General features: G+C 71.0%; 26 protein-coding genes. 7 read left to right on the top strand and 19 right to left on the bottom strand.

All coding sequences use genetic code 11. The features are described from left to right. Window positions 1-5 precede the first annotated feature (5 nt). Window positions 6-740, top strand: coding sequence for a cytochrome c biogenesis CcdA family protein (locus G569_RS47745; protein ID WP_053226252.1), 735 nt, complete (start codon window positions 6-8; stop codon window positions 738-740). On the opposite strand, the gene G569_RS57800 is transcribed toward G569_RS47745, so the two are convergent. Genes G569_RS57800 through G569_RS0112185 form a run of 5 tightly spaced genes read right to left on the bottom strand, consistent with a single transcriptional unit; the run spans window position 727 to window position 5,643 of the window. Beyond that, a complete protein-coding gene (locus G569_RS57800) occupies window positions 727-2,100 on the bottom strand; it encodes a hypothetical protein (protein ID WP_053226251.1) in 1,374 nt (457 codons plus the stop codon). The two genes, G569_RS47745 and G569_RS57800, sit on opposite strands and share 14 nt — an antisense overlap. Next, window positions 2,097-2,417 carry a hypothetical protein gene (locus G569_RS0112200; RefSeq protein ID WP_028063623.1) on the bottom strand — a complete coding sequence of 107 codons (321 nt, stop codon included), beginning with the start codon at window positions 2,415-2,417 and terminating at the stop codon, window positions 2,097-2,099. Before G569_RS0112200 ends, G569_RS57800 begins: the two co-directional genes overlap by 4 nt. After that, window positions 2,418-4,031: an arginine--tRNA ligase gene (argS, locus tag G569_RS0112195; protein WP_053226250.1), complete on the bottom strand. Its 1,614-nt coding sequence runs from the start codon at window positions 4,029-4,031 to the stop codon at window positions 2,418-2,420. 2 nt (window positions 4,032-4,033) lie between these two features. Further along, entirely contained in the window at window positions 4,034-5,227 is a 1,194-nt protein-coding gene (locus tag G569_RS57795) for a calcium-binding protein (protein WP_053226249.1), read from the bottom strand. 8 nt (window positions 5,228-5,235) lie between these two features. After that, window positions 5,236-5,643: a 23S rRNA (pseudouridine(1915)-N(3))-methyltransferase RlmH gene (locus G569_RS0112185; protein WP_028063621.1), complete on the bottom strand. Its 408-nt coding sequence runs from the start codon at window positions 5,641-5,643 to the stop codon at window positions 5,236-5,238. Window positions 5,644-5,663: 20 nt separating this feature from the next. On the opposite strand from G569_RS0112185, the gene G569_RS0112180 reads away from it, so the two are divergent. Further along, entirely contained in the window at window positions 5,664-5,954 is a 291-nt protein-coding gene (locus tag G569_RS0112180; RefSeq protein ID WP_028063620.1) for a DUF3467 domain-containing protein, read from the top strand. On the opposite strand, the gene G569_RS0112175 is transcribed toward G569_RS0112180, so the two are convergent. Further along, window positions 5,941-7,122 (bottom strand): M48 family metallopeptidase, encoded by a 1,182-nt coding sequence (locus G569_RS0112175; RefSeq protein ID WP_053226248.1) that lies wholly within the window; start codon window positions 7,120-7,122, stop codon window positions 5,941-5,943. The genes G569_RS0112180 and G569_RS0112175 overlap by 14 nt on opposite strands. 17 nt (window positions 7,123-7,139) lie before the next feature. Between G569_RS0112175 and G569_RS0112170 the strand changes: the two genes are divergently transcribed. The 3 genes from G569_RS0112170 to G569_RS47730 are packed head-to-tail and all read left to right on the top strand — an operon-like array spanning window position 7,140 to window position 9,560. Next, a complete protein-coding gene (locus tag G569_RS0112170) occupies window positions 7,140-7,871 on the top strand; it encodes a metallophosphoesterase family protein (protein WP_028063618.1) in 732 nt (243 codons plus the stop codon). A 13-nt stretch (window positions 7,872-7,884) separates the two neighbouring features. Continuing rightward, on the top strand, window positions 7,885-8,367 hold the full coding sequence (locus G569_RS0112165; protein ID WP_157591982.1) for a hypothetical protein: 483 nt from the start codon (window positions 7,885-7,887) through the stop codon (window positions 8,365-8,367). Next, the gene (locus G569_RS47730) at window positions 8,367-9,560 is read left to right on the top strand and encodes a protein kinase domain-containing protein (protein ID WP_053226247.1); all 1,194 of its coding nucleotides are present in this window, start codon (window positions 8,367-8,369) and stop codon (window positions 9,558-9,560) included. The genes G569_RS0112165 and G569_RS47730 overlap by 1 nt, the downstream gene beginning before the upstream one ends. A gap of 15 nt (window positions 9,561-9,575) precedes the next feature. Here the strand turns inward: G569_RS47730 and G569_RS57790 are convergent, their stop codons facing one another. From G569_RS57790 to G569_RS0112145, 3 genes are all read right to left on the bottom strand, one after another. Further along, entirely contained in the window at window positions 9,576-10,466 is an 891-nt protein-coding gene (locus G569_RS57790; RefSeq protein WP_053226246.1) for a class I SAM-dependent methyltransferase, read from the bottom strand. Beyond that, on the bottom strand, window positions 10,439-11,650 hold the full coding sequence (tgt, locus tag G569_RS0112150) for a tRNA guanosine(34) transglycosylase Tgt (RefSeq protein WP_053226245.1): 1,212 nt from the start codon (window positions 11,648-11,650) through the stop codon (window positions 10,439-10,441). The genes G569_RS57790 and tgt overlap by 28 nt, the downstream gene beginning before the upstream one ends. A 99-nt stretch (window positions 11,651-11,749) precedes the next feature. Beyond that, window positions 11,750-12,232: an Hsp20/alpha crystallin family protein gene (locus G569_RS0112145; RefSeq protein WP_028063615.1), complete on the bottom strand. Its 483-nt coding sequence runs from the start codon at window positions 12,230-12,232 to the stop codon at window positions 11,750-11,752. A 185-nt stretch (window positions 12,233-12,417) separates the two neighbouring features. On the opposite strand from G569_RS0112145, the gene G569_RS0112140 reads away from it, so the two are divergent. Beyond that, window positions 12,418-12,951 carry a COG4315 family predicted lipoprotein gene (locus G569_RS0112140; protein ID WP_028063614.1) on the top strand — a complete coding sequence of 178 codons (534 nt, stop codon included), beginning with the start codon at window positions 12,418-12,420 and terminating at the stop codon, window positions 12,949-12,951. 51 nt (window positions 12,952-13,002) lie between these two features. Here the strand turns inward: G569_RS0112140 and G569_RS0112135 are convergent, their stop codons facing one another. From G569_RS0112135 to G569_RS0112090, 10 genes are all read right to left on the bottom strand, one after another. After that, window positions 13,003-14,433 (bottom strand): glycosyltransferase, encoded by a 1,431-nt coding sequence (locus G569_RS0112135; RefSeq protein ID WP_157591981.1) that lies wholly within the window; start codon window positions 14,431-14,433, stop codon window positions 13,003-13,005. Beyond that, window positions 14,426-15,538, bottom strand: a complete 1,113-nt coding sequence (gene glf, locus G569_RS47720) for a UDP-galactopyranose mutase (protein WP_053226244.1) — start codon at window positions 15,536-15,538, stop codon at window positions 14,426-14,428. The genes G569_RS0112135 and glf overlap by 8 nt, the downstream gene beginning before the upstream one ends. A 47-nt stretch (window positions 15,539-15,585) precedes the next feature. Continuing rightward, window positions 15,586-16,059: a MarR family winged helix-turn-helix transcriptional regulator gene (locus G569_RS0112125; RefSeq protein ID WP_028063612.1), complete on the bottom strand. Its 474-nt coding sequence runs from the start codon at window positions 16,057-16,059 to the stop codon at window positions 15,586-15,588. 55 nt (window positions 16,060-16,114) lie between these two features. Further along, window positions 16,115-17,401, bottom strand: a complete 1,287-nt coding sequence (locus G569_RS47715; RefSeq protein ID WP_037496219.1) for an ABC transporter substrate-binding protein — start codon at window positions 17,399-17,401, stop codon at window positions 16,115-16,117. Beyond that, complete coding sequence (gene fucP, locus G569_RS47710; RefSeq protein WP_053226243.1) at window positions 17,398-18,774, bottom strand: L-fucose:H+ symporter permease; 1,377 nt, start codon at window positions 18,772-18,774, stop codon at window positions 17,398-17,400. Before fucP ends, G569_RS47715 begins: the two co-directional genes overlap by 4 nt. Window positions 18,775-18,854: 80 nt before the next feature. Further along, on the bottom strand, window positions 18,855-20,300 hold the full coding sequence (gene gpmI, locus G569_RS0112110) for a 2,3-bisphosphoglycerate-independent phosphoglycerate mutase (RefSeq protein WP_028063611.1): 1,446 nt from the start codon (window positions 20,298-20,300) through the stop codon (window positions 18,855-18,857). Further along, window positions 20,297-21,058, bottom strand: coding sequence for a triose-phosphate isomerase (tpiA, locus tag G569_RS0112105; RefSeq protein WP_028063610.1), 762 nt, complete (start codon window positions 21,056-21,058; stop codon window positions 20,297-20,299). The genes gpmI and tpiA overlap by 4 nt, the downstream gene beginning before the upstream one ends. 64 nt (window positions 21,059-21,122) lie before the next feature. Continuing rightward, window positions 21,123-22,253 (bottom strand): phosphoglycerate kinase, encoded by a 1,131-nt coding sequence (locus G569_RS0112100; protein ID WP_028063609.1) that lies wholly within the window; start codon window positions 22,251-22,253, stop codon window positions 21,123-21,125. Continuing rightward, a complete protein-coding gene (gene gap, locus G569_RS0112095) occupies window positions 22,240-23,259 on the bottom strand; it encodes a type I glyceraldehyde-3-phosphate dehydrogenase (RefSeq protein ID WP_028063608.1) in 1,020 nt (339 codons plus the stop codon). Before gap ends, G569_RS0112100 begins: the two co-directional genes overlap by 14 nt. Before the next feature lie 54 nt (window positions 23,260-23,313). Next, window positions 23,314-24,309, bottom strand: a complete 996-nt coding sequence (locus G569_RS0112090) for a medium chain dehydrogenase/reductase family protein (protein WP_028063607.1) — start codon at window positions 24,307-24,309, stop codon at window positions 23,314-23,316. A 31-nt stretch (window positions 24,310-24,340) separates the two neighbouring features. Between G569_RS0112090 and G569_RS0112085 the strand changes: the two genes are divergently transcribed. After that, on the top strand, window positions 24,341-24,859 hold the full coding sequence (locus G569_RS0112085) for a TetR/AcrR family transcriptional regulator (protein ID WP_028063606.1): 519 nt from the start codon (window positions 24,341-24,343) through the stop codon (window positions 24,857-24,859). Window positions 24,860-24,872 lie beyond the last annotated feature (13 nt).

Raw genomic sequence — 24,872 nt, 5'->3', positions numbered from 1 at the left:
ACGGAGTGGACACCACCGTCATCGCGGCGTTTGCCGTCGGTTTCGTGAGCTTCATCTCGCCCTGCGTGCTGCCGCTCGTGCCGGGCTACCTGAGCGCGGTCTCCGGCCTGTCGATCGCCGACATGAAGTCCGGCGACCGCAGCCTGGCGAAGATCCTGCTCCCGGCGATCGTCTTCTGCCTCTCGTTCACCGTGGTGTTCGTCGCGCTCGGCATGACCGCGACCGGTCTCGGCTCGACGCTGCAGAGCGAGAAGGGAACGCTCGACAAGCTCGCCGGCCTGGTGATCATCGGGCTCGGCGTCTTCTTCCTGCTGACGCCGTTCATCCCGATCCTGAACAAGGAATGGCGGCCCGACGCGCTGATCAGCCGCGCGGGCTCAGGCGGTCCGCTCGTCGCCGGGGCGGCGTTCGCGGTCGCCTGGACGCCGTGCATCGGCCCGACGCTCGGCTCGATCCTCAGCGCCGCCGCCACGCAGGACACCGTCGGCAAGGGCGGCGTCCTGCTCGCCTTCTACTCGCTCGGTCTGGCGATCCCGTTCCTGCTGACCGCGGTCGCGTTCACCCGCATGACGACCGCGTTCCGCTGGCTGCGCAATCACTACATGATCATCACCGCGGTCTCGGGGATGATCCTGATCGTCATGGGCCTGATGCTCTTCACCGGCGAGCTGCAGCAGCTCAACATCAAGGCTCAGGACTGGCTCGACGGCCTGGGCCTGAACTTCTTCAAGAGCGTTTAGTCACCCGCAGCGTCTGCGCCATCGTGGTCGGGTGGATCAGACAGGTGAGGCGGTAGGTGCCGGGCACGGTCGGCGTGAACGAGTACGTCCCGCCGAACTGGCCGAGATAGTTGGACGAGAACCCGCGCGGGCCGTTGGCGACGGTGACGCTGTGCGGCTCGGCGCCGGTGAAGCTCCAGGTGATCCGCTGGCCGACCTTGGCGGTCATCCGCGGCTTCTTGAACCAGCGGTCGCCGACCGCGACGGGGCGGCCCGTGAACGGCTGCCAGCGGCCGGTGGGCGTGTCCAGCTGCGGGACGACCCGGTCATAGACGTAGGGCGCCTGGTGGTCGTACTTCGGCGGCACCGTGACCTCGTGGAGGTCGGTGGGCATCGGCGCGCAGGCGGTCAGCGAGTCGTCGCGCACGAGGTGCAGCACCCAGAAGCCCATCGCGGCCACGTGGAGCTCGACGTCGGAGTGGTACGCCGCGCGCTCGAGGGTCTCCCCCGCCGCGATCGGGATCCCCTGCGCCGTGCTGAACGAGCCGTTGGCGATCGGCCCGGGCTCGTGCAGGACCGGGCGGATCGTGTTGTAGGGATGGTCCGGCGCGCCGTAGTAGGCCTTCGCGTCCATCAGCGTGCGCCCGCAGGTCACGCTCGAGAGCGTCTGGTGCGTCGCGCCGCCGTGGTGGTGGGAGGCGCCGCCGAGGATCCGCGCGCCGAAGGGCGCGGTCCACCGCGAGCGGTCGACGTACTCCGAGCCGGGCTTCCCGCCGCCCGGCACGTCGTAGGCCATGCCGTTGGCGAGGTGGCTGCAGTTGCCGATCGAGACCGGGTAGAGCTGCGTGCGCGGCTCGGTCGTGTACCAGACCCGCGTGCGCACGTAGAAGCGCTTGGTCTGCTTGTAGTGGTTCATCACCATCGCCGTCAGCGACCACCCGGGCGCCGTCCCCTCCGGCGTGGCGTTGTGGATGCCGTAGAGCGCGCGCTGGGCGGGCGGGTAGAGCGCGTCGAAGCGCCCGTTCGGGTGCTCCTCCCCGCGCCCGCCGAGGAAGTCGCCGCCGAGGCAGCCGCCCGGGCCGGGATCGACCCTTCCCCGCGTGTAATAGAGGAAGTGGTGGACCATCATCTTGTTCACCGGCAGCGGCTTGGCGTCCGGGTCCTTGGAGTCCACGAGCGCCTGCTCCTGGAAGCCGAGCACGTAGCCGGGCACGCTCGGCGCCTCCTTGCCGTCCGGCTTGAGCTCGACCGTCGTCGACTTGTGCACGAACGGCTCGGAGTCGATCGGCGGCGAGTAGAGCGTCAACAGCTGCTCGTCGGCCCGCGCCGGCGCCGCCACGATCAGCAACGCGAACAGGGCTCCGAGCAGCGTGCGCTTCATCGAGCCAACGCTACACGCAACTCGTCGAAGTCGATACGGCTCAGCGTGACCGAGGCGAGATCGTCGGTCGTGCCGGCATACAGCGTGACCTTGTCGCCCACGACATAGCCGCCGACCAGGTGTGGGCCGGACGTGCGCGTGGCGCGCTTCTCGTCGGCGATGATCTCGAACGTCTCCGCGACCATGCGCAGCTGCGCGCCGGCCACGCACACGCAGCGCGGTCCGTTGCAGAGGATCAGGCCGCGGTTGTCCAGATGGACGTACGGCTCGGGGATCCGGGCACCGACGGTGACAGAGGACGAGCTGTCGAGCGGCATCTACATGGCCTCCGGGGCGGAGACGCCGAGCAGCCCGAGCGCGGCGGCGAGGGTTGATTGGGACGCCTTGCAGAGCGCGATCCGCAGCTCGCGCAGGTCGGCGTCGGGCTCCTTGAGCACAGGCGAGTCGCGGTAGAAGGCGGTGAACGTCTGCGCGAGCTCGAGCGCATAGCCGGCGATCCGGTGCGGCGCGCGCCGCTCGGTCGCCTCACGCACTTCGCCGGGGAACGCGAGCAACTTGCGGACCAGCTCACGCTCCGAGGCGTTGAGCACGACGGCGCCGAACTCGCCCGACGCGTCCGGCGGCAGCTGGCGCAGGATCGACGCGATCCGCGCATGCGCGTACTGGACGTAGTAGACGGGGTTCTCGGCGTCCTGCTTGGCCGCCAGCTCGAGGTCGAGGTCGATCGTCGACTCGTGCGAGCGCGAGACCATGAACCAGCGCGTGGCGTCGACGCCGATCGTGGCGATCAACTCGTCGAGCGTGACGAAGTCCCCGCGGCGCTTGGACATCTTCGCCTTCTCGCCGCCCTCGACCACGTGCACGAACTGCAGGATCGGGATCTCGAGCCGGTCGGGCTCGTGCCCGAGCGCCTCCATCACGCCCTTCATGCGCCCGATGTAGCCATGGTGGTCGGCGCCGAGCACGTCGATCAGGCGGTCGTAGCCGCGCTGGACCTTGTTCTCGTGGTACGCGACGTCGGCCGCGAAGTAGGTGGGCGCGCCGGTCGAGCGCTGCAGCACGCGGTCCTTGTCGTCCCCGTACGCGCTCGTGCGCATCCACAGCGCACCCTCGGACTCATAGGAGTGGCCTTGCTCGGCCAGGACCGCGAACGCCTGCTCGATCGGTGACGGGTCGCCTTCGTACAGCGAGCCCTCGAGGAAGTAGGAGTCGAAGTCGACCCGGTAGTCGTGCAGGGTCGCGCGGATGCCGTCCATGATCAGCGCGCTCGCCAGGACGCCGAGCTCCTCCGCGTCCTTCTCGGCCGCGCCGTCGATCTGCTTGGCGAGCTCCCCCACGTAGTCGCCCTGGTAGCCGTCCTCGGGGACCGGTTCGTGCCGGGCGCGGGCGCGCACGGACGCGCCGAGCTTGCTCACCTGCGAGCCCGCGTTGTTGAAGTAGTACTCGCGGGTGACGGCGTTGCCGCTGAGCTCGAGCAGCCGCGCCAGCGCGTCGCCGTAGGCGGCGTGGCGCCCGGACGCCGCGGTCAGCGGGCCGGTCGGGTTGGCCGAGACGAACTCCACGATCACCGTTTCGGGGTGTTCGGGCGTCCCCTTGCCCCAGCCGTCCCCCGCGTCGACGATCTGCCGAGCCGCGTCGGCGTACCAGTGGTCGGTGAGGAAGACGTTGAGGAAGCCCGGACCCGCGACCTCGACACGGTCGATCGCGGGCCCCAGCCGCTCTGTCAACTTCGCTCCGAGCTGCTCGGCGATCTCCCGCGGCTGGGCTCCCAGCGCCGGGGCCAGGAGCATTGCCGCGTTCGTCGAGTAGTCGCCGAAGCCGGCCTTCTTCGGCCGCTCCAGGCTCGCGCGCGCCTTCGGCCGCTCATGGCCGTTGCGCAGGTCGCCGGCGGCCGCCTCGACGGCCGCCCGCAGCTCGTCGATCGGGTGCACGGCTATGACGTTAGCCGGAACCCCGTGATCGAACGGGTGGTGCCCAGCGGGCCGCTGCAGCGGGTGCTGGGATGGACGGTGACGCGCTTGACCTTCGCCGGCAGGACAGCCGCCCCACCACGCTTGGACACCGTCTTGTCGTTGATCTGCAACCGGCACGGCGACTTGGAGCCGAACGTGACCGAGATGCGCACGGCCGACGAGCTGCGGCGGATGCGCAGCTTGGCGTCGAACGTCTTCACACGCTCGCAGTCCGCGTGCAGACGCGCGCCGCGGTTGTTGGTGATGACGACGGTGTCGTCGCCGGCACCGCAGACCACGTCAGGGTCCTGCGCGCCGTTGAGCTGGAACTCGTCGTCGCCCGCGCCACCGTCGTAGCGGTCGTCGCCGCGCCCGCCCCGGAGGACGTCGTTGCCGGCGCCCCCGGAGAGCTCGTCGTCGCCGTCGCCGCCGAGCAGGATGTCCTTGCCGCCGCGGCCGTCGAGGACGTCGCCGTTGTCGCCGATCCCGGTCAGCTCGTTCGGGCCGTCGTTCCCGCGCAGCGTGTCGCGCATCCGCGAGCCGTCGACGTTCTCGAACCCGGTGAGCAGGTCGCCCTCGCCGCGCTCGCCGCCCTTGCCGGCCGCGAGATCGACCATCACGCCGTCGTTGCGGCCGTGGTAGCTGATCGTGTCGTTGCCGGGGCCGCCGTCGAGGACGTCGTCGGCCGTCTCCGGCGTGTCGTCGTCGATCTCGTAGACGATGTCGTCGCCCGCGCCGCCTGAGACGTGGTCGAGCCCGGTGTTGCCCTGGAGCGAGTCGTTGCCCGGCCCGCCGGCGATCGTGTCGTCGCCCGCGTCGCCGTGGAACTCGACCGGAGCCGTGCCGAGCGCCGTCAGGCGGTCGTTGCCGGCGCCGCCGAGCGCGAGGTCCATCACGGCGCCGTCGCCAGTGATCGTGTCGTCACCGTCGCGGGTGCGGACGGTCACGGGCTCGGACGGCGTGCAGAGCACCCCGGCCGCGCTCTCGCGGTTGCAGCCCGCGGTCAGGGCGCCGGTGTCGATGAACCGGAACCCGCCGTCGGCGCGCTGCACCGTGACGACGTTCTGCTCGCCGGCGTTGGCCTCGTAGACCCAGAAGCGGGTCGGAGGACCGTCCTCATTGTCGAAGGACTTGAACGACAGCGTCCCCGCCTGGGCGGCGGGCGCGACGATCAAGAGCGCGACTAGTGGTGGTAGGGCTCGCCGGCCAAGATCTTGTGGGCGCGGTAGAGCTGCTCGAGCAGCACGACGCGCGCGAGCATATGGGGAAGGGTGGCTGGTCCGAATGAGAGTGTGTGGTCGGGGTTGACGAGACCGGTGCCGAACGCGCCACCGAGCGCGAAGCATACGTCCCGTCCCGCCTGTCTCCTGCTTTCCAGCCAGGTGGCAAACGCCTCCGACGTGTAGGACGTTCCTCGACTGTCGAGCAGGCAGACGTACGAACGCTCCGGAATCCGGCGTTGCAGAGCCGCGTCGTCCGCTACCTCGATGACGTCCACGCGGGCGTAGCGCGACAGCAACTTGGCGTAGTGCTGGAGATCGTCGAGGTACGGCGGCTTGGCTTTACCGACTGCGACCACGCTGTACCGCACGGTGTGGGATGCTAGGCGGGATGGACTCAGGCGACCGCGAGCGCCACTTCAACCTCCACACCACGCCGGAGGTCATGGCCGGCGTGTACGCGAACTTCGCGACGGTCTCGCACTCCGACTACGAGTTCACGCTGACGTTCTCGCGCGTGGACCACGAGGTGGAGGACGACGAGGTGCCGGGCGTGGTCGTGACCCGCGTCTCGATGTCCCCGCAGGCGATGCGGGAGCTGATGGACGCGATGGACGACAACTGGTCGAAGTGGCGGACAACTGAAGGCATCCGCCGCCTCCCCGAGGTCAACGGCGACTAGCCAGCGCTTGGCCGATCCGCTCCATGGTGGGCGGGTGGGTGCCGAGCAGGATCTCCTGCCAGCGCGGCGGGTCGGGGTCGCCGACGTTCTGCAGCGTGATCCGGCGTTCGAAGCCGACCATCGCGTCCGGCTCGCCGGTGAGGTCGAGCGCGAACGCGTCGGCGCGCCGCTCGACGGCGCGCGACAGCTGGTTGCTGATCGTCGTGATCGCGGGGGCGATCAGCGCCAATGAGAGCGCGACGGCGGGGACCGCGGTCGCGTCCGGGCGGGTGATCCTCTCCGACAGGCGTGCGACGGCGAAGGTCCCGAACGGGGCGACGAGCGCGAGCCACAGCAGGCCGTGCGGGACGTCGCGGTAGTGGACGTGGCCGAGCTCGTGGGCGACCACGAGCCGGGTCTCGGCGGGCGTGAAGTCCTTGAGCAGCGTGTCGTAGAGCACGACTCGCTTGGTGTGGCCGATGCCGGTCACGTAGGCGTTGGCCGCGGTGGTGCGGCGGGAGGCGTCGATCTCGTAGACCTCGCCCACGTCGACGCCCGCCTTGTCCGCCAGCTCCAGCACGTCGCTGCGGGTCGATCCCGCGGGGAGCGGCGTGAACTTGTTGAAGACCGGGTCCAGGACGACCGGGCCGAGGTAGGTGAAGACGAGCGCGAAGCCGGCCACGGCGGCGGCGCCGGGCGCCCACCAGTCGCGCCCGAAGCGGCGCATGCCGACCACGAGCAGCGCGCCGCCCGCGGCGGACATCGTGGCGCCGATCGCGGCGCCCTTGGCCACGTCGACCGCCCACCCGCCCCAGGACTGGGTGACCAGGCCGACGTGCTTGGCCCGCTCGCGGCTCGCCGCGCGGACGGGCAACGCGACGGCGGTGGAGGCCAGCGTGATCGCTGCGGCGGTGGCGGCGCCGGTCAACACCGGGCGACGGCGGTCGCTGGGCGCGAGCCGCACCGCGACGATCAGGATCGCCAGCTCCAGCGCGGTCCGGGCGCCGTAGAGCCACAGCTGTCCCGAGCGGAAGCTCGTGGCGCGCTCAAGCTCGGCCGTGCTGAAGTAGGCTCGCGCCTCCACCTGCTGAACCGGGTACCGCTCCTTTGGCCGCAGGAGCAGCACCGCCGCTTCCGCGACGACCAGCGCGGTGACGATTGCGGCAGGCAGGCGGAGCCGACGCGGCACCGAATAGACGCTACGCCATGCAGGTCGCCATCTGCACAGACATCCACGGAAACCGCCACGCCTTCCAGGCGGTCATCGACGCTGCGCGCGAGGCGGGTGCCGACGAGCTGTGGTGCCTCGGCGACCTCGTGGGGTACGGCGCGGAGCCCGACGCGTGCGTCGCGCTGGCCTCCGAGCACTGCTCGATCTGCCTCGCCGGCAACCACGACCTCGCCGTCGTCGAGGTGTTGTCGCTGGAGGACTTCTCGCGCGGCGCGGCGCTCGCCGCGCGGTGGACGCAGGAGGTGATCTCCGACGAGACCCGCGAGATCCTGCTCGGCCTGCAGCCCGCGGGCGAGGCCGAGGGGTTCGGGCTCTTCCACGCCTCCCCGCGCGACCCGATCTGGGAGTACGTGCTCTCCGGGTTGACGGCCGAGCTGTGCTTCGACGCGACCCCGTTCCGGGTCTCGTTCATCGGCCACTCCCACGTCGCGCTCTCGTTCCACCGCCCGGAGGGCTTCCCGGCGGCCGGGTCGACCCAGCGGGCGGGAACTGAGCTCGATCTCACACAAGGCGACTGGCTGGTCAACCCGGGGTCGACCGGGCAGCCGCGCGACGGCGATTCGCGGGCCGCCTGGCTGATGCTCGACACCGAGCGCCAGACCTGCACGTACATGCGCGCCGAGTACGACATCGCGGGCGCCCAGGCCGCGATCCGCGCCGCCCGCCTGCCGGACTCGCTCGCGGAACGCCTCCAGTACGGGCAGTAACCTGGCTCCTTTGATGAGACGCCTGCCCGTTTTGGTCCTGGTCGTCGCTGTGCTGGCGGGCTGTGGATCGTCCAACCCCGATCTGATCCCTCAGAGCAACGCTCAGGCCCTGGCGGAGACCGCGGACAAGATCCAGGCTGCGTGTGGCAACGCCGACCGCAGCGAGGCCCGCGCCCAGATCCGCTCCATCCGGCGCCAGATCGACCAGCTGCCGCGCGCGGTCGACGCGAAGCTCAAGCGCAACCTCGAGGAGTGGCTGGACCGGATCCAGGCCCGGATCGTCGAGGACTGCCAGGCCGAGGAGACGCCGACGCCCGAGGCGACCCAGACCGAGACGCCGACGGCCACCGCGACGGAGTCCGCGACGCCGACGGAGACCGCGACGCCGACCGCCACCGCGACGGCGACCGCCACCGCGACCGAGGCGCCCACGGAAGCGCCGACGGAGGCGCCCACCGAGTCGCCGGCACCGACCACGACGCCGGAGGGTCAGTGATGGCCACGGAGCAGCTCTTCGCCGATCGCTACCGGCTCGAGCGCCGTCTCGGCGTGGGCGGCATGGCCACGGTCCAGCTCGCTTTCGACACGCGGTTGGAGCGCAACGTCGCCGTCAAGCTGCTCGCCGAGCACCTGGCCGAGGACGCGAGCTTCGTCTCGCGCTTCCGCCGCGAGGCGCTGGCCGCGGCCCGGCTCGTGCACCCGAACATCGTGCAGGTCTTCGACTTCGGCTCCGACGCGCGCAGCGGCCGCCAGTTCATCGTCATGGAGTACGTCGACGGGCACTCGTGCGCCGAGCTGCTGCGCGACAACGGGCCGATGTCCCCGCGCGACGCGGTCGAGATCCTCACCCAGGCCTGCCGCGGGTTGGATTACGCCCACCGCAACGGCGTCGTCCACCGCGACGTCAAGCCCGGCAACCTGATGGTCAACACCGACGGCGTGGTCAAGCTCGCCGACTTCGGCATCGCCAAGGCCGCCGAGCAGTCCGACATCACCAAGGTCGGCTCGGTGCTCGGCACCGCGGCCTACCTGTCGCCCGAGCAGGCGCGTGGCGAGAAGGCCGGCCCCTCATCGGACATGTACGCGCTCGGCGTTGTGAGCTACCAACTGATGTCCGGCCACCTCCCCTATGAGGCCGCGTCGCTGACCGATCTCGCCCGCCTGCAGGAGTCCGGCCCGCCGCCGCGCCTCTCCGACGAGGTGCGCGACGTCCCGGTCACCCTGGCCGCCGCGGTCGCGCGAGCGCTGGCGAAGGACCCGGCGCGCCGCTACGCGGACGCCGCCGAGATGGAGGACGCGCTGCGCGACGGCCTCGCGGGCGTCGGCGGGACCGAGGACCTCGACGCCACCCGCGCGCTGGGCGGCGACGACGCCACTCGCATGCTCCCGCCCACGAGCAGCGGCACCGGCGTCCGCCCGCGCCGTCCGCTGACGCCGATGGTCGAGGACACGCCCCCGCCCCGCCGCCAAGCGCCGTCGCGGAGGCAGCCGCCGCCGCCCAAGCGGGGCGGCTCCGGCAAGTGGATCGCGCTGGCGTTCGTCGTCGTGGTGGTGATCGCGGGCGTGATCGCCTACCAGGCCGTCAACTCCAACAGCAACAAGCAGGTCCAGCTCAACGAGAACGTCGGCGGCTCCGTCGACGACGCCGTGCAGTCCTTCAAGGACCTGGTCGACCAGAACACCAGATAAAGGGGCCTGACCCCTTTAGGTTCGGGCGATGCGGATCGTCGTCGGGAGGGCGTAACCGCCCGACGGGGCGCGGTGCCGCTCGGCGAGTTCTTCGAGGTGGGCGCGGACGGCGGCGCGTTGCTCGGGCGTGGCGGCGGCGAGGCGGGCGGCGGTGCGGACGGTGCCGCCGCGGACGCCGTCCCACAGCTGGTCGAGGTCGTCGACGTGCAGGGTGGGCGTGAGCTCGGTGACGGTGCCGTCGATCAGCGCTGCGAGCGCGTCGGCGTCGGTGAAGCGCAGCGAGTCCGGACCTGGCGGGATGGCGGCGTCGAGGTCGCGGGCGGCGCGGGCGGGCAGGCCGAGGATGCCGACCTCCTCCTCCGGACCCCACATCGCGATCGCGACGTGGCGGGCGACCCGCTTGAGCTCCGCCGCGGCCTTCTCCGGGTGCGGGAGGTGGTTGACGAGGAACGCGGCGATCGCGACGTCGAAGGCGCCGTCGGCGAACGGCAGCGCCTCCGCGTCAGCGAGCACGAACTCGACCTGCGGGTGACGCCGGCGGGCCTCGGAGAGCATGCCGGCGGCGAGGTCGGCGCCGGTGACCGTCGCCCCACGCGCGGCCGCGGCCGCGGCGAGCGTCCCGAGCCCGCACCCGACGTCGAGCACCTTGACGCCCGGCCCGATGTGCGCGGCGTCGAGCAGCGGCTCGATCGCGAAGGCGGTCGCGCGCGCCATCAGCGCGTCGTACGTCCCCGCGCGAGCCGACCACCCGTCGCGCTCGAACGCCTTGAACGCGGCGGCCTCGCCACCCACCGCCGCGGCCTCGCCACCCACCGCCGCGGCCTCGCCACCCACCGCCGCGGCCTCGCCACCCGCCCCGCGCGCGTCGCCGCCCGCGGTCACGCGCTGGCCGCCGCCATCTCCCACGGCGCCGCGCCTTCGCGCACCGCCTTCGCCGCGGCCGCCAGGCGGTCCTCGTCGATCGCGGCGCGCAGTTCGGCCATCAGGCGCTGGAGGTAGGCGAGGTTGTGGATCGTGAGCAGGCGCATCGCGGTCTGCTCCTTCGCCTTGAAGAGGTAGTGGATGTAGGCGCGGGAGTACCCGTGCTCGCAGGCGGGGCAGGGGCAGCCTTCGAGCAGCGGCTCGTCGGCGAGGCGCCACTTGGCCTTGGCGAGGTCGACGCGCCAGCGGCGCTCCGGGTCGGGGACGAGCGCCATGCCGTGGCGGCCGATGCGGGTCGGCATCGCGCAGTCGAAGGTGTCGATGCCGAGCTCGACGCCGCGGACGAGGTCGTCGACCTCGCCGATGCCGAGCAGGTGGCGCGGCTTGGCCTCCGGCAGCTCCTCGATCGTCCACTCGACGACCTCGAACATCTGGTCCTTGTTCTCGCCGAGCGTGCCGCCGATCGCGATCCCGCCCAGCGCCTCGCGCGCGGCGACCTCCTGCGCCGACCAGCGGCGCAGCTCCTCGTCGGTCCCGCCCTGGACGATGCCGTAGACCAGTTGCCCTTCGGGGCCGTGCTGCTCGTGCCAGGCGATGCAGCGGTCGAGCCAGCGGTGGGTGCGCTCGGTCGAGCGCGCCGTGTACTCGCGATCCGCGTGGAACGGGGTGCACTCGTCGAAGACCAGCGCGATGTCGGACCCGAGCGCGGCCTGGACCTCCATCGAGGTCTCCGGGCCCATGAACTTGGTCGAGCCGTCGAGGTAGGAACGGAAGCGCACGCCCTCTTCCTCGATCGCCAGGATCGCGCCCGAGCGCTCGCCCGAGAACTGGGCGGCGCGGCCCTTGATCTCGTCGGCCACGGTCCCGTGACCCATCGAGAAGACCTGGAACCCGCCCGAGTCGGTGATGATCGGCCGGTCCCAGCGCTGGAAGCGGTGCAGGCCGCCCAGCTGCTTGATCAGGTCCTGGCCGGGCGTGAGGAACAGGTGGAACGTGTTCCCGAGGACCATGTCGAAGCCCAGGTCAGCGGCCTCGCGGACCTCGAGCGTCTTGACCACGGCCTTGGTCGCCAACGGCACGAACGCGGGCGTGCGCACGTCGCCGTGGGCGAGCTTCAGGGTGCCGGTGCGGGCGTAGGAGCCGGGATCGCGCGTGCGGATCGAGAACACGGCGCCCGAGGTTAGAACGACCGCGGGGCGACCGGAGCCGCCCCACGGAAATCCCTGGGCGCGCGTCCATGCCACCGCGCGCCCAAGTGTGTGACCGAGCTAGTTGGAGCTCTCGGCGTCGATCGTCTTCGGCTGGCCGCCGACGCCGATCGAGATCTTGCGCGGCTTGCGCTGCTCGGGCTTCGGGATGCGCACCTCGAGCACGCCGCGATCGAAGGTCGCCGCGACGGCCTCGGCGTTCACGCCCTCGGGCAGCGTCAGCGACCGCGAGAACGAGCCGAAGGCGCGCTCGACGCGGTGGTAGCCGTCTTTGTTCTCCGCGTGCTCGGCCTTGCGCTCGCCGGAGATCGTGAGCACGCGCTCCTCGACCTCGATGTTGACGTCCTCCTCAGACAGGCCGGGGAGGTCGGCGCGCAGCACGAAGTGGTCGCCGGTCTCGATGAGATCCATCGCCGGCATCCAGCGGCGCAGCGTGCCGCCGTTGCCCTGCGGCGGCGTGTCGAACACGCTGCCGAACAGGCGGTTCATCTCGTTCTGCAGCGTCGCGAACTCGCGAAGCGGCTCCCAGCGCACGATGGCCATGTTAATCCTCCTGGTGTTGCGGTGATGAATACTGCGTTGCAAAGCAGTATGAGATCTAAGTCGTTCATTGTCAAGTCTCGAGTTCGACATGACGAGCGAGATGATTGATCTGCGACCGTCACCCGATGCGCCTGTGGGTTGCGTTGAGGGGAATGAAACGGGCAGGTGCCGGCGTCTAACGGGGCATGAAGCTCCGAACCGCATCCGCCCTCGCCGCCCTCGCCGCCACGCTGGTCGTGGCCGGATGCGGCTCAGACGACTCGGCCACGACCAGCTCGCCCGCCTCCGCGAAGAAGTCGGACCCGTACGGCTACGACTACGGGACGTCCAAGACCGAGGAGAAGCCGGGCGCCGAGTCCAAGACCGGCATCGCCGCGAAGCTCTCGATCGCCGACGGCCGGCTCGTCGACGCGACCGGCCGCACGCTGTACGTGTGGGAGGCCGATCAAGGCGACCAGAGCGCCTGCGACGGCGCCTGCGCCCAGGCCTGGCCGCCGCTGACGACGAACGTCAAGCCCGAGGCGGGCTCCGGCGTCGACGCGAGCCTCCTCGGCACGAGCAAGCGCGCCGACGGCTCGACCGGCGTCACCTACGCCGGCCACCCGGTCTACTACTTCTCCGGCGACCAGGCCGCCGGCGACGTCAACGGCAAGGGCAGCGACGGCTTCGGCGCGAAGTGGTGGCCGGTCGCGGCGGACGGCGCCGCCATCGACCACTAGGTGTGTGACGAAACGCCCCTGCACAGGGGCGTTTCGTAGACCACCCCCTCCTCAGGCCCAGGCGGCAGCGAGCCGCGCCAGCGCGTCGGCGCCGAACCACGGCGCCGGCGGCTCGACGCGCGGCCGCTCGCTGACGATCGCGCTGACGACGTCGCGGTCGACCGCGCCGACCGCGACGACGTCGAGCTCGTCGGGCAGCGCAGCCGCCGCGGCGGCGAGCGCATCCGTCGCCTCCGGCGGCGTGACGACCGCGAGCGTGACGCCGGGCACGCCCCGCAACTCCCGCGCCCACGCCGCGAGGAGCGCGGGGTCGGCGACGAGCTCGCCGGCGTACGCGACCGCGACCTTCGGCCCCGCGCCGGCCAACGCGGCGGCCTCGGCCGGCAACGCGGCGGCGAGCGCCACGGCGAGGTCGTCGCGTGCGGCGCGCGACGAGGGGTCGCCGGCGGCGGCCCGCACGAGCGCGGCGAGCCGCGCCGCGTCGCTCGCAAGGGGCGCGCCGCCCGCCGCCACGACGCCGCGCCGGGCGCCGGCGAGGGGCGTGGCCGCGTCGCCCGCAAGGGGCGCGACCTCGCCGCCCGCGGGGACGCCACTCGAGGTGCGCCGGTTTCGTCTGGCCTCGCCAGACGAAACCGGCTCACCCGGCGTCTCCGCCGCGGCGTCCCACGGGTTCTCGTCAACCGCGGCCAGCTCGCGTTCGCAGTGCTCGAAGTACGACCAGGCCGTCGCCAGACCGCGGGGCGACGCCGCGCCCGCGGGCATCCGGCGCAGGAACCAGCGGACGAACGTGAGCGCCTTGCGCAGCTCGCGGACCTTCGCGGCGCCCTCGACGCCCAGCGTGATGTTGCCGCCGTGGAAGCGGTACAGCGTTCGCGGCTCGGCCACGTACTCGATCTCGCCGAGGAGCGCGGCGCGGGCGGCGAACCACCAGTCGGTGTAGGGGATCTCGGCCGGGATCGGCGACACGACGGAGCGGCGCATCAGCAGCGACGACGCCGTGGCCACGTTGCCGGCGAGCAGCTCGCCGACCGCGCTCGGCCCGCGGGGGATCACCGGCTCGTCGGCGAGCCAGGACTCCTGGATCACGTCGCCGGCCGCGTCGACCACGCGCATGTCGCCGTAGACGAGCCCGACGGACGGCCGCGACGCCAACACGGCACCCTGCACCCGCAGCTTGTCGACCGGCCACGCGTCGTCGGCATCCAGCAGCCCGAGCCATTCGCCCCGCGCGGCCGCCAGCGCCGTGTTGACCGCCGCGCACGGCCCACCGTTGGCCTGCCGGATCAGCCGCACCCGCCCCGGAAAGCGCGTCTCATAGCCCCGCACCACAGCGGCCGTCCCGTCGGTCGACCCGTCATCGCAGACGACGACCTCGAGCCGATCCGCGGGCCAGTCCTGCGCCAGCGCGCTCTCCAGCGCCTCGCCCACGAACGCCTCGGCGTTGTAGGCCGCCATCAAGGCGCTGACGAACGGCTCACACACGCGTGAGGCTCGACAAGGCCGCCGAGGCGGCCAGCGCCTGCGCCACGACCTGGTCCATGTTCAGGTACTGGTAGCGCGCCAGACGCCCCACGAACGTGATGCCCTTCTCGCGAGCCGCCAACGCGGCATACCGGTTGTAGAGCGCCCGGTTCTCGGGCCGCGGCACCGGGTAGTAGGGATCGCCGACCGCGCTCGGGTACTCGTAGTGCAGCGTCGAGACGTCCGCGACCTGGCCGGTCAGGTGCCGGTACTCGGTGACCCGCGTGTACGGCACCGACTCGGCGGGATGGTTGATCACCGCGACCGGCTGCACGAGCGCTCCGCCCGGCGTGTCGTGAGACGCCGTCTCGAACCGCAGCGACCGGTAGGGCAGCGCGCCGAAGCAGTGCCCGAAGTACTCGTCGATCGGCCCGGTCCAGACCAGGTGGTCGTACGAGTCGTCCACGGAAGCGAACTCCACCCCGCAGCGCACCTCGATCCGCGGGTGGTCGAGCAGCCGCTCGAAGAGCGCCGTGTAGCCGTCGGCCGGCATGTACTGGAAGGTGTCGCCGAAGTAGCGGTCGTCGTCGTTGACCCGCACCGGGATCCGCGCGCAGACCTGCGCGTGCAGCTGCGACGGGTCGAGCCCCCACTGCTTGCGCGTGTACCCGCGGAACAGCGTCTCGTAGAGCTCGCGTCCCACCTTCGCCACGACCGCGTCCTCGGAGGTCTCCACCCGCGCCCGCGGCTCCGCCCGCGCGTCGAGGAACGCCTGCGCGGAAGCCTCGTCGCGCAATCCCGCCCCGTAGAGCGCGTTCAGCGTCGAGCGGTTGATCGGCATCGGCACGTGCCGCCCCTCGACGTCCGCCAGCACGCGGTGCTCGTACGGCCGCCAGTCGGTGAACCGGGACAGGTAGTCGAAGACCTTCTCGGCGTTCGTGTGGAAGATGTGCGGCCCGTAGCGGTGGATCAGCACGCCGTGCTCGTCGCGCTCGTCGTAGGCGTTGCCCGCGATGTGGGAGCGGCGGTCGATCACCAGGACGCGCAGGCCGCGCGCGGCGCTGCGCTCGGCCATCACGGCGCCGGCGAAGCCGGCACCCACCACCAGGACGTCAAAGGCGCTCACGCCCTTTCACATCGGGCAATCGCGCGGCAACCTTGATGAGCGTCAGCTCATTCAGGCGTGGCGGCGGCGCCCGGGAGGACGCGTTCCCACATGCCCGCGAGCATCACGAGCTCGTCCTGCGAGAAGTGCCGGAGGAACCGCTCGCGGACCCCGTCGAGGTGCGTCGGCCGCGCGGTCGCGAGCAGCTCGGCGCCCTTCTCGGTCAGCACCGCGTAGCAGCCGCGGCCGTCGTCGGTGCAGAGGTCGCGCTCGAGCAGCTCTTCCTTGGCGAGCCGGTCGACGAGCCGCGTCATGCCCGAGCGCGAGAGCAGCACGGAGTCGGCCAGCTCGGCCATCCGGCGCTTGCGCCCGGGAGCGGACTCGAGCGTGATCAGGACCTCATACGAGGACAGCGGAAGATCGTGCGCGGCGGCGAGCTCCGCGTCGAGCGCCTTGACCAGGGCTGTGTGCACGCGCAGCAGGCCTCGCCACGCGGCGAGCTCCTCGGCCGTGAGGTTCACAGTGGTATCGGGCGTTGCCATGCCGCTCATATTAGCGGCTGGTAGTTGCGCGAACAACAGGACCCGAAAAGGGCCTTCAGCGCTGCGGGATCCGGTCCCTCGTGACGGCGTCCTCGAGGTCGTCGGCGAACGACTCCGTGTCACGGGTTCGCACATACGTGGAAACCGCGTCGTAGAAGCCCTCCTGGAACTCGGGGCTCATCGCCTCGCCGTGAGCGACCGACAGCAGGACCGGCGAGCTCCACAACGCCCCCGACGACGCGCGCTGGTAGGCCGGAAGCGACGCGACGTCGACGTCGCGAACGACGGGGATCGAGCCCTTGGCCTGGTTGAAGGCGAGTTGGGTGGATGGCTCGCTGATCCCGCCGAGGAACGTGAGCGCGTTCTTGGCGTTCTTCGCCTTCGTCGCCGCGACGAACACGTCGATGACCGCGAGGAAGGTCTTGTCGGTGCCGGGGAACCCTGTCGCACCGAACGTCTCGCCCTCCTTCGCCCCCGCCGCGATCAACTCGCCGAACGCGGAATCGTTCATCGACTCGAACGCGCAGCCGCCGCCGGCGAGCTTCTTCGTCGCCTGGTCCCAGGTCAGACCGCCGGCCTGAGGATCGGCGTAGCCGAGCATCGTGCCGAAGCTGCGCAGCGCCGCCTGCACCCGGTTGCCGCGCCAGTCGAGCTTGTCATCGACCATGTCCCGCCAGCCCCCGACGCCGATCGAGCTCAACAAGGTGTTCTCGAACAACTCGACCGTGGTGAACGGGTCACGCCCACCGAGGCAGAGCGGCACCCCGCCGGACGCCTTGACCTTGGCCAGGTCGGCGAGGAAGGCGGCGAGCGTGTACCCGTTCGCCGGGGGCGCGACCCCCGCCCGTTCGAGCGCCTGCCGGTTGAACCACAGGACGTTGCTGCGATGCGCGCCGGTCGGCACGCCGTACGGCCGGCCCTTGCGCTTGACGGACGCGAGGATCGCCGGATGCATCCGCGCCGGCAGCTCCTCGCTGCTGAACACGGACGCGAGACTCCGGACCTGGCCGCGCCGCGCGTACTCCTGGACGGACTTGCCGGCGAACGTCTGCCAGACGTCAGGCGGATCGCTCTTCTGAAGTCGCTTGGCGAGTGCCACGATCGCGTTGGACCCCGCGCCGCCGGGAACCGCGCCGTTGATCGCGTCGACCCCCGGAGCGCTGTCACGGAACGCGGTGAAGAGCGTGTCGAGCGCGGCCGCCTCGGACCCGGACGTCCACCAGGACACGACCTCGAGCTGCTTCGTGCTCGTCGTGGCGCTGGTCGGGGCGTCATCACCGCAGGCGGTCAGCGCGAGGGCGAGCGCCGCCACGGCCGCGGCCGCTCGGCGGCGGCCGGTCATGCCGCGCCGCCCACGGGTGCGGGAGCCGCCGGGCGCGGCACCGGGACCGGGACGCCGCCGCTCACGTTCGGGTCGGTGCGCAGGTCGTAGAGCGCGTACAGACCGACGACGGCGAAGCAGAACGCCGGCACGATGAACGAGATGGCCGCGCTCGTGGCGTCCACGAGAGCGCCCTGCACCAGCGGCATGATCGCGCCGCCCACGATCGCCATCACGAGGCCGGCCGCGCCGAACTTCGTCGCCGGTCCAAGGCCTTCGAGGGCGACGCCGTAGATCGTCGGGAACATCAGGGAGAGGCAGAACGACAGGCCGACCACCGCGAGCACGCCCGCCAGGTTCGGGCTCGCCATGGCGAACACGCACAGACCGACCGCGAGGAACGCCAGCATCGCGAGCACGATGGTGGCGCGTACGCGGCCGATCACCCACGTCATCAGAAACCGCGAGAAGAGGAAGACGAGCAGGCTCGCCTGCAGGAACGCGCCGCCCTTCTCCAGGCTCCCTCCGAGGGCCTGCTCGACGTACTGGATCAGGTACGTCCACGTGCACACCTGCGCCGCCACGTTGAAGAACTGCGCGACGACGCCGTAGCGGTAGCGCTTCCTGCTCCACAGCACGCCGAAGAGCTTGCCGGTGCCACCCGCGTGGGTGCCGGTGTCCGGGAACTCCTCGATGATCTTGGGCGCCTTCTGACTGGCGATCGCGACGGCGATCAGGCTCAAGACGAAGGCCAGGCCGAGATACGGGCCCATCACCGCGCCGAGCTCGCCCGCGCGGATCGTGTGCAACTGGGCCGGCGTGAGCGAGGAGACGTCGACCGGGTCGGAGAGCTTGGGCAGGATCAACGCCGACGCGAGCAGCACGCCGATGTTCGTCCCGACCGGATTGAACGCCTGGGCGAGATTGAGGCGCCGCGTCGCCGTCGCCGGCGACCCGAGCGACATCACGTACGGGTTCGCCGAGGTCTCGAGGATCGAACAGCCCGCGGCCATCGCGAACAGGGCGACCAGGAACGCCTCGTAGGTCATGATCTTGCTCGCCGGGTAGAACAGGAACGCGCCGAGCGCGGCCAGCGCGAGCCCGGTGAGGATGCCCGCCTTGTAGCCGAAGCGCTGGTTGATGAACGCCGCCGGCAGCGCGAGCAGGAAGTAGGCGCCGAAGTACGCGAGCTGCACGAGCGACGCCTGCAACGTGCTCATGTCGAAGATGCGCTTGAACCCCGCGACCATCGGGGTCGTCAGGTCCTGCGCCACGCCCCACGCGGTGAAGCAGGAGATGAGGGCGATGAAGAGCACGAGCATGCCCTTCCCGACCAGTGGCTCACTCTTGGTGCTCTCGGCCTCCTTCACGGAGTCCTTGGCGATACTGCTCATGGCGCACGCCCTCTCGTAACAGACGTGCCCTACCCGTTCTCCGCGGACGTCTGACAGGCGGCGCGGAAATCTTCATGACGTCAACCGAGCAGCGAGCGCCCGGTCATCTCGGGCGGCTGCTCGATCCCGAGCAGCTCGAGCGCCGTCGGCGCCACGTCGGCGAGAATGCCTTCGCCGTCGAGCGACTCGGCCCCGTTGGTGACGATGAACGGCACCGGGTTCAGCGAGTGCGCCGTGTTCGGCGAGCCGTCCTCGTTGAGCATGTGATCGCAGTTGCCGTGGTCGGCGGTCACGATGCAGGCGCCGCCGACGGCGTGCACGGCCTCGACGACGCGGCCCAGGCACTCGTCGACGGTCTCGACCGCTTTCACCGCCGCCGGGATCACACCGGTGTGGCCGACCATGTCCGGGTTGGCGAAGTTGATGATGCTGAACGCCGGCCGCTCGGCGGAGAAGTGCTTCACGAAGGCGTCGGTCGCCTCGCGCGCGCTCATCTCGGGCTTGTGGTCGTACGTCGGGACGTCGCGCGGCGACGGCACGAGCTCGCGCACCTCGCCCTCGTACGGGTGCTCCTCGCCGCCGTTGAAGAAGTACGTCACGTGCGGGTACTTCTCGGTCTCGGCGACGTGCAGCTGACCCAGCCCGCGACGCGCGATGACCTCGGCGATCGTCAGCGCCGGGCGCTTGGGCGGGAACACGACCGGATACGTCCAGTCCTCGTCGTACTCGGCGAGGGTCGTGTAGCGGGCGACCAGCGGCGCGAGCTTCTCGGTGATCTCGCGCATCCGGTCGGGCCGGAAGTTGAAGGCGAGCACGGAGTCGCCGGGGCGGATCCGCGCGTCCTCGCCGACCAGCGTCGGCTCGATGAACTCGTCGGTCTCGCCGCGCTCGTAGGCGTCGCGGGCGGCCTGCTCGGCGGTGGCCGCGTGATACGGGGCCTTGCCCTCGACGAGCAGGTCCATCGCCTTCTCGATCCGCTCCCAGCGCTTGTCGCGATCCATCGCGTAGTAGCGGCCGATCACGGACCCGACGCGCGCGCCCCACGACTCGAGCTCGGCGAGATAACCGGCGCCGCCCGTCGGCGAGGTGTCGCGGCCGTCGGTGAACGCGTGCACGATCCCCTTGTCGCCGACCAGCTCGACGAGCGCCTTCAGGTGGCGATCGGAGGAGTGCACGCCGCCGTCGGAGACGAGCCCGATCAGGTGCACGCGCTCGGCACCGTCGATCGCCGCCCGCAGCACCTCGTTCTGCGCGAGCGAGCCGTCCCGCACCGCGGCGTCGATCCGCGCCAGGTCCTGGGGGACGATCGCGCCGGCCCCCAAGTTCAGGTGCCCGACCTCCGAGTTGCCCATCTGCCCCTCGGGCAGGCCGACGCTCGGCCCCATCGCGATCAGCTGCGTGTGCGGGTGCTTCGCCCACAGCTCGTCGAACACCGGCGTGCTCGCCAGCGACACCGCGTTGCCCGGCCCGTCCGGAGCGATGCCCCAGCCGTCGAGCACGATCAGCGTGACCGCGGGAACGCTCATGCGCGTGCAGCCTCCACAATTGCCGCGAACGACTCAGCGTCCAAAGAAGCACCGCCGATCAGGCCGCCGTCGATGTCGGGCTGGGAGAGCAGCTCCGGCGCGTTGTCGGCCTTCATCGAGCCACCGTAGAGGATGCGCACGGCGTTCCCGGCCTCCTTGTCGAAGCCCTGCACGAGCGCGCGGACGAACCCGCAGGCGTCCTGCGCCATCTCGGGCGTCGCGGTCAGGCCGGTGCCGATCGCCCAGATCGGCTCGTAGGCCACGACGACCTCGTGCAGCCGGTCCTTCGGGACCTTCTCGAGGCCTTCCTGGACCTGGTGGCGGAGCTTGCGCTCGGTGTCGCCGCGCTCGCGCTCCTCCTCGGTCTCGCCGACGCAGAGGATCGGGATCAGGCCCGCCTCGAGCGCACGCGGGACCTTCTGCTGCAGCGCCTTGTCGGTCTCGCCGAAGAACTGGCGACGCTCGGAGTGCCCGAGGATCACGCCCTGGACGTCGACCTCGGCGAGCATCGGCGCCGACACCTCGCCCGTGAACGCGCCCGAGTCCTTCTCGTGCATGTTCTGCGCGTAGACCGCGACCGCGGAGCCGCGGGCGGAGTCCACGACCGCCTGGAGCGCGAGGAACGGGGTCGCGACGACGACGTCGACGTCCTCGACCGCACCGACCCGCGGGAGGAGCGCCTGGATGAGCTCCTCCGCCTCGGCGATCGTGCCGTTCATCTTCCAGTTGCCGGCGATGAAAGGTCTGCGATGGCTCATCCGATCCACCCCCGGGATGCCTGAAACCTGCGAGTTGTTCCGAAGCAACCGGTTGCCAGGCTCCTCATGAGAGGGCCTCCACGCCCGGCAGGGACTTGCCCTCGATCAGCTCGAGCGACGCGCCGCCGCCCGTCGAGAGATGCGTGACCTTGTCGGCGAGGCCGAACTGCGCGAGCGCCGCGGCGGAGTCGCCGCCGCCGACGACGGTGGTCGCCGACGTCGCGGCCATCGCCTCGGCCACCGCCTTCGTCCCCGCGGCGAACGGGGCCAGCTCGAACGCGCCCATCGGCCCGTTCCAGAACACCGTGCCCGCCGCCGCGATCGTCGCGCTGTAGCGCTGCGCGGTGCCCTCGCCCACATCGAGGCCCATCCAGCCCTCGGCGACGTCGATCCCGTCGAGCACCGACACCTCGGTGTCGGCGGAGAACGCACGTCCGGCGACGAGATCCGACGGCAGCTCGAGCTTGGGGTTCCCGAGCAGCTGCTTCGCCGGTTCCAGCCCCGCCTCCTCACACAGCGACGACCCGACCTCGTGGCCCTGGGCCTTGAAGAACGGGAAGCACATCGCGCCGCCGATCAGCACCGTGTCGGCCTTCTCCAGGAAGGCCTCCAGCACGCCGATCTTGTCCGTCACCTTCGCGCCCCCGACGACCGCGACGAGCGGACGCGCGGGGTTGGACAGGATGCCGTTGAGGGTCGTGACCTCGCGCTCGAGCAGGCGCCCGGCCGCGCTCGGCAGCAGGTGCGCCACGCCTTCGGTCGACGCGTGCGCCCGGTGGGCGGCGCCGAACGCGTCGTTGACGTAGACGTCGGCGAGCTTGGCGTAGCGCTCGGCCAGCGCCGCGTCGTTCCTGGTCTCGCCCTCGAAGAAGCGCACGTTCTCGACCATCACGACGTCGCTCTCCGGCACGTCGTCGAGGTCGGGCGCGAGCGTCACCTCGACGCCCAGGAGCTCCGCCAGGCGGTCCGCCGCGGGCTTGAGCGAGAACTTCTCGTCACGGCCCTTGGGGCGCCCCAGGTGGGCGAGCAGGACCAGCCCGCTCGCCCCTTTCGAGCGCAGCTCCGTCAAGGTCGGCAGCGCAGCCCGGATGCGAGCGTCGTCGGTGATGTTGCGGGCCTCGTCCAGGGGGACGTTGAAGTCCACCCGGACGAGGACGCGCTTCCCTTCGACGCTCAGATCATCAAGCGTGCGCACGCACCAGCACCTTCTGCGCGAGATCCACGCAGCGGTTCGAGTAGCCCCACTCGTTGTCGTACCAGGTCACGATCTTCACCAGGTTGCCCTCGAGGACCGAGGTCAGCTGGGAGTCGAAGATCGAGGAGTGCGGGTCCTGGACGATGTCCGAGGACACGATCGGGTCCTCGGTGTAGGCGAGGATGCCCTTGAAGCCGTCGGTCGCCGCGGCGGCCTTGACGGCCTCGTTGATCTCCTCCTTGGAGGTGTCGCGGCCGGCGACGATCGTCAGGTCGACGACGGAGCCGGTCGGGACGGGGGCGCGCACCGCGAAGCCGTTGAGCTTGCCGTTGAGCTCCGGGATGACGAGGCCGATCGCCTTGGCGGCGCCGGTCGACGCCGGGACCAGGTTGACCGCGGCGGCGCGAGCGCGACGCAGGTCCTTGTGGGGTGCGTCCTGGAGGCGCTGATCCGCCGTGTAGGCGTGGATCGTCGTCATCAGGCCCTTCTCGATGCCGACCAGGTCGTTGAGGACCTTGGCGACCGGCGCGAGGCAGTTCGTCGTGCAGGACGCGTTGGAGATGACGTCGTGCTTCTCCGGGTCGTAGACCTCGTCGAAGTTCACGCCCAGGACCACGGTCGCGTCCGGCTCGGTGGCCGGGGCGGAGATGATGACCTTCTTGGCGCCGCCCTCGAGGTGCTTGGCGGCGTCCGCCCGCTTGGTGAAGAAGCCGGTCGACTCGATCACGACGTCGACGCCCAACTCGCCCCACGGCAGGTTGGCCGGGTCGCGCTCGGCGAGCACCTTGATCTCGGTCCCGTTGACGATCAGCGCGCCTTCGCCCACCTCGACCGTGCCCGGGAACCGGCCGAATACCGAGTCGTACTTGAGCAGATGGCCAAGCGTGCCGGCATCCGTGATGTCGTTGACGGCAACGATCTCGACGTCCGCACCCTGCGCATATGCGGCGCGGAAGACGTTGCGGCCGATCCGGCCGAAGCCGTTGATCCCGACGCGTACAGCCATGTCTCGAACCCTTTCCCGTTTTGAGAAAACGGTGGGTGAGGCTACCGAACGTCTTCAGGGGAGGATCAAAACCTTCCCCGCATTGCCACCGGCCTCGGCGAAGCGGAGCGCCTCTGCGGCCTGCTCGAGCTCGAAGCGCGCGGCGATCTGCGGCCGGATCGCGCCCTCCTGCAGCAGCGCCAGCACCCGGCCGAGGTCCTCCCGCAACTGCGCGCGGAAACGCTCGCGCCGGAAGCGGGCGCCCTTCCACAGGTTGAAGAACGTCGCCCGGCGACCGTTTGGCAGCATCTGCCAAACCGCCAGCTTCGCGAGCAGCTTGAGCACCGGAACCTGCGGGTTTCCGGGGATGTCCTTGGTCGCCAGCGTCCCGTAGGAGACGAGCGTCCCGCCGCGCGCGAGCATCCGCCACGAGTCCGCGATGCCCGGCCCGCCGACGTGGTCGAAGACGGCCGCGACGCCCTCCGGCGCCAGCGCGCGCACGCGCGCCGGGACGTCCTCGGAGCGGTGGTCGATCGGCGTCGCGCCGAGTTCGCGCAGCCACTCCTGCTGCTTCGGCCCCGCGGTCCCGATCACGTGGATGCCCGCGTGTCGCGCGAGCTGCACGAGCACGGAGCCGACGCCGCCGGCGGCGCCCAGCACGACGATCGTCTGCCCGCGCCTGACCTTCGCGCTGCGGTGCAGCATCCGGAAGGCCGTGACGCCGTTGACGATCACGGTCTCGACCGCCTCGGGATCGAGACCCTCCGGCACCGGGACGAGGTCCGCGCGGTCGAGGATCACGTGGTCCGCCCAGCCGCCGACCTTCGTCAGCGCCGCCACCCGCGCGCCCGTGGCCTCATCCACCCCGACGAGGTCGTAGCCCGGCACGAACGGGAAGTTCGGCTGGTCGTAGTACTTGCCGCGCCGCATCTGCTGCTCGGCGAACGAGACGCCCGTCGCCTCGACCCGCACGACGGCCTGCCCCGGTCCTGGCTCACCCAGCTCGCGGGTCCGCAGCCGGAGCGTCTCCGGCTCGCCGATCCCAGGCAGTTCGATCTCTCGTGCTTGCATGTCATCCCCTCTGCGTTATAAGCTCTAACTGATGTTAGAGACTCTAACGAGCGCACGCGCCGACACAGTACGGGCAGCCGTAAAGCGCGTCGCATCGGCGCAACTGGAGGCGGGCGGCCCGTCGGCGGTCGCGCTGAACGCGATCGCGCGCGAGCTCGGCGTCTCCGGCCCTGCGCTGTATCGCTACTTCCGCAACCGCGACGCGCTGATGACCGAGCTCGTGCTCGACGCGTACAACGACCTGGCCGACGCGCTCACGAACGCACAGTCACTCGCGCCCGCGTATAGACAGTGGGCGCTCGCCCAGCCGCATCGGTACCGGCTCCTCTTCGCCGCCCCGTTCCCCGGCTACGACGCCCACCAGCCCGCGCTGGTCGCGGCCGCGCAGCGCAGCATGGACCTGCTGCTGAAGGTCGAGCCCGACCCGGAGCGCGCGGTGGTCATGTGGTCGCGCATGCACGGCCACGTGAGCCTCGAGATCGAAGGGAACTTCGCCTCGATGGGGCTGGACCCGGAGGCGCTCTACGCGGCGACCATCCGCTTCGGGTGATGTCGGCGGGGCC

The organism is Solirubrobacter soli DSM 22325 (genome assembly GCF_000423665.1).
Classification (GTDB): domain Bacteria; phylum Actinomycetota; class Thermoleophilia; order Solirubrobacterales; family Solirubrobacteraceae; genus Solirubrobacter; species Solirubrobacter soli.
The sequence above is the reverse complement of the archived record's forward strand: the minus strand, read 5'-3'. Positions and strand labels throughout refer to the sequence as shown.

What these genes read in the sequence shown, in the direction of transcription:
- G569_RS47715 (WP_037496219.1), bottom strand. Translation starts at nt 17,401, where the DNA reads ATGACCGGCCGCCGCCGAGCGGCCGCGGCCGTGGCGGCGCTCGCCCTC.
- G569_RS57800 (WP_053226251.1), bottom strand. Translation starts at nt 2,100, where the DNA reads ATGAAGCGCACGCTGCTCGGAGCCCTGTTCGCGTTGCTGATCGTGGCG.
- G569_RS0112170 (WP_028063618.1), top strand. Translation starts at nt 7,140, where the DNA reads ATGCAGGTCGCCATCTGCACAGACATCCACGGAAACCGCCACGCCTTC.
- G569_RS0112085 (WP_028063606.1), top strand. Translation starts at nt 24,341, where the DNA reads ATGTTAGAGACTCTAACGAGCGCACGCGCCGACACAGTACGGGCAGCC.
- G569_RS0112165 (WP_157591982.1), top strand. Translation starts at nt 7,885, where the DNA reads ATGAGACGCCTGCCCGTTTTGGTCCTGGTCGTCGCTGTGCTGGCGGGC.
- G569_RS0112200 (WP_028063623.1), bottom strand. Translation starts at nt 2,417, where the DNA reads ATGCCGCTCGACAGCTCGTCCTCTGTCACCGTCGGTGCCCGGATCCCC.
- G569_RS0112145 (WP_028063615.1), bottom strand. Translation starts at nt 12,232, where the DNA reads ATGGCCATCGTGCGCTGGGAGCCGCTTCGCGAGTTCGCGACGCTGCAG.
- gpmI (WP_028063611.1), bottom strand. Translation starts at nt 20,300, where the DNA reads ATGAGCGTTCCCGCGGTCACGCTGATCGTGCTCGACGGCTGGGGCATC.
- G569_RS0112125 (WP_028063612.1), bottom strand. Translation starts at nt 16,059, where the DNA reads ATGGCAACGCCCGATACCACTGTGAACCTCACGGCCGAGGAGCTCGCC.
- gap (WP_028063608.1), bottom strand. Translation starts at nt 23,259, where the DNA reads ATGGCTGTACGCGTCGGGATCAACGGCTTCGGCCGGATCGGCCGCAAC.
- fucP (WP_053226243.1), bottom strand. Translation starts at nt 18,774, where the DNA reads ATGAGCAGTATCGCCAAGGACTCCGTGAAGGAGGCCGAGAGCACCAAG.
- G569_RS0112090 (WP_028063607.1), bottom strand. Translation starts at nt 24,309, where the DNA reads ATGCAAGCACGAGAGATCGAACTGCCTGGGATCGGCGAGCCGGAGACG.
- tpiA (WP_028063610.1), bottom strand. Translation starts at nt 21,058, where the DNA reads ATGAGCCATCGCAGACCTTTCATCGCCGGCAACTGGAAGATGAACGGC.
- G569_RS0112140 (WP_028063614.1), top strand. Translation starts at nt 12,418, where the DNA reads ATGAAGCTCCGAACCGCATCCGCCCTCGCCGCCCTCGCCGCCACGCTG.
- G569_RS47730 (WP_053226247.1), top strand. Translation starts at nt 8,367, where the DNA reads ATGGCCACGGAGCAGCTCTTCGCCGATCGCTACCGGCTCGAGCGCCGT.
- G569_RS0112180 (WP_028063620.1), top strand. Translation starts at nt 5,664, where the DNA reads ATGGACTCAGGCGACCGCGAGCGCCACTTCAACCTCCACACCACGCCG.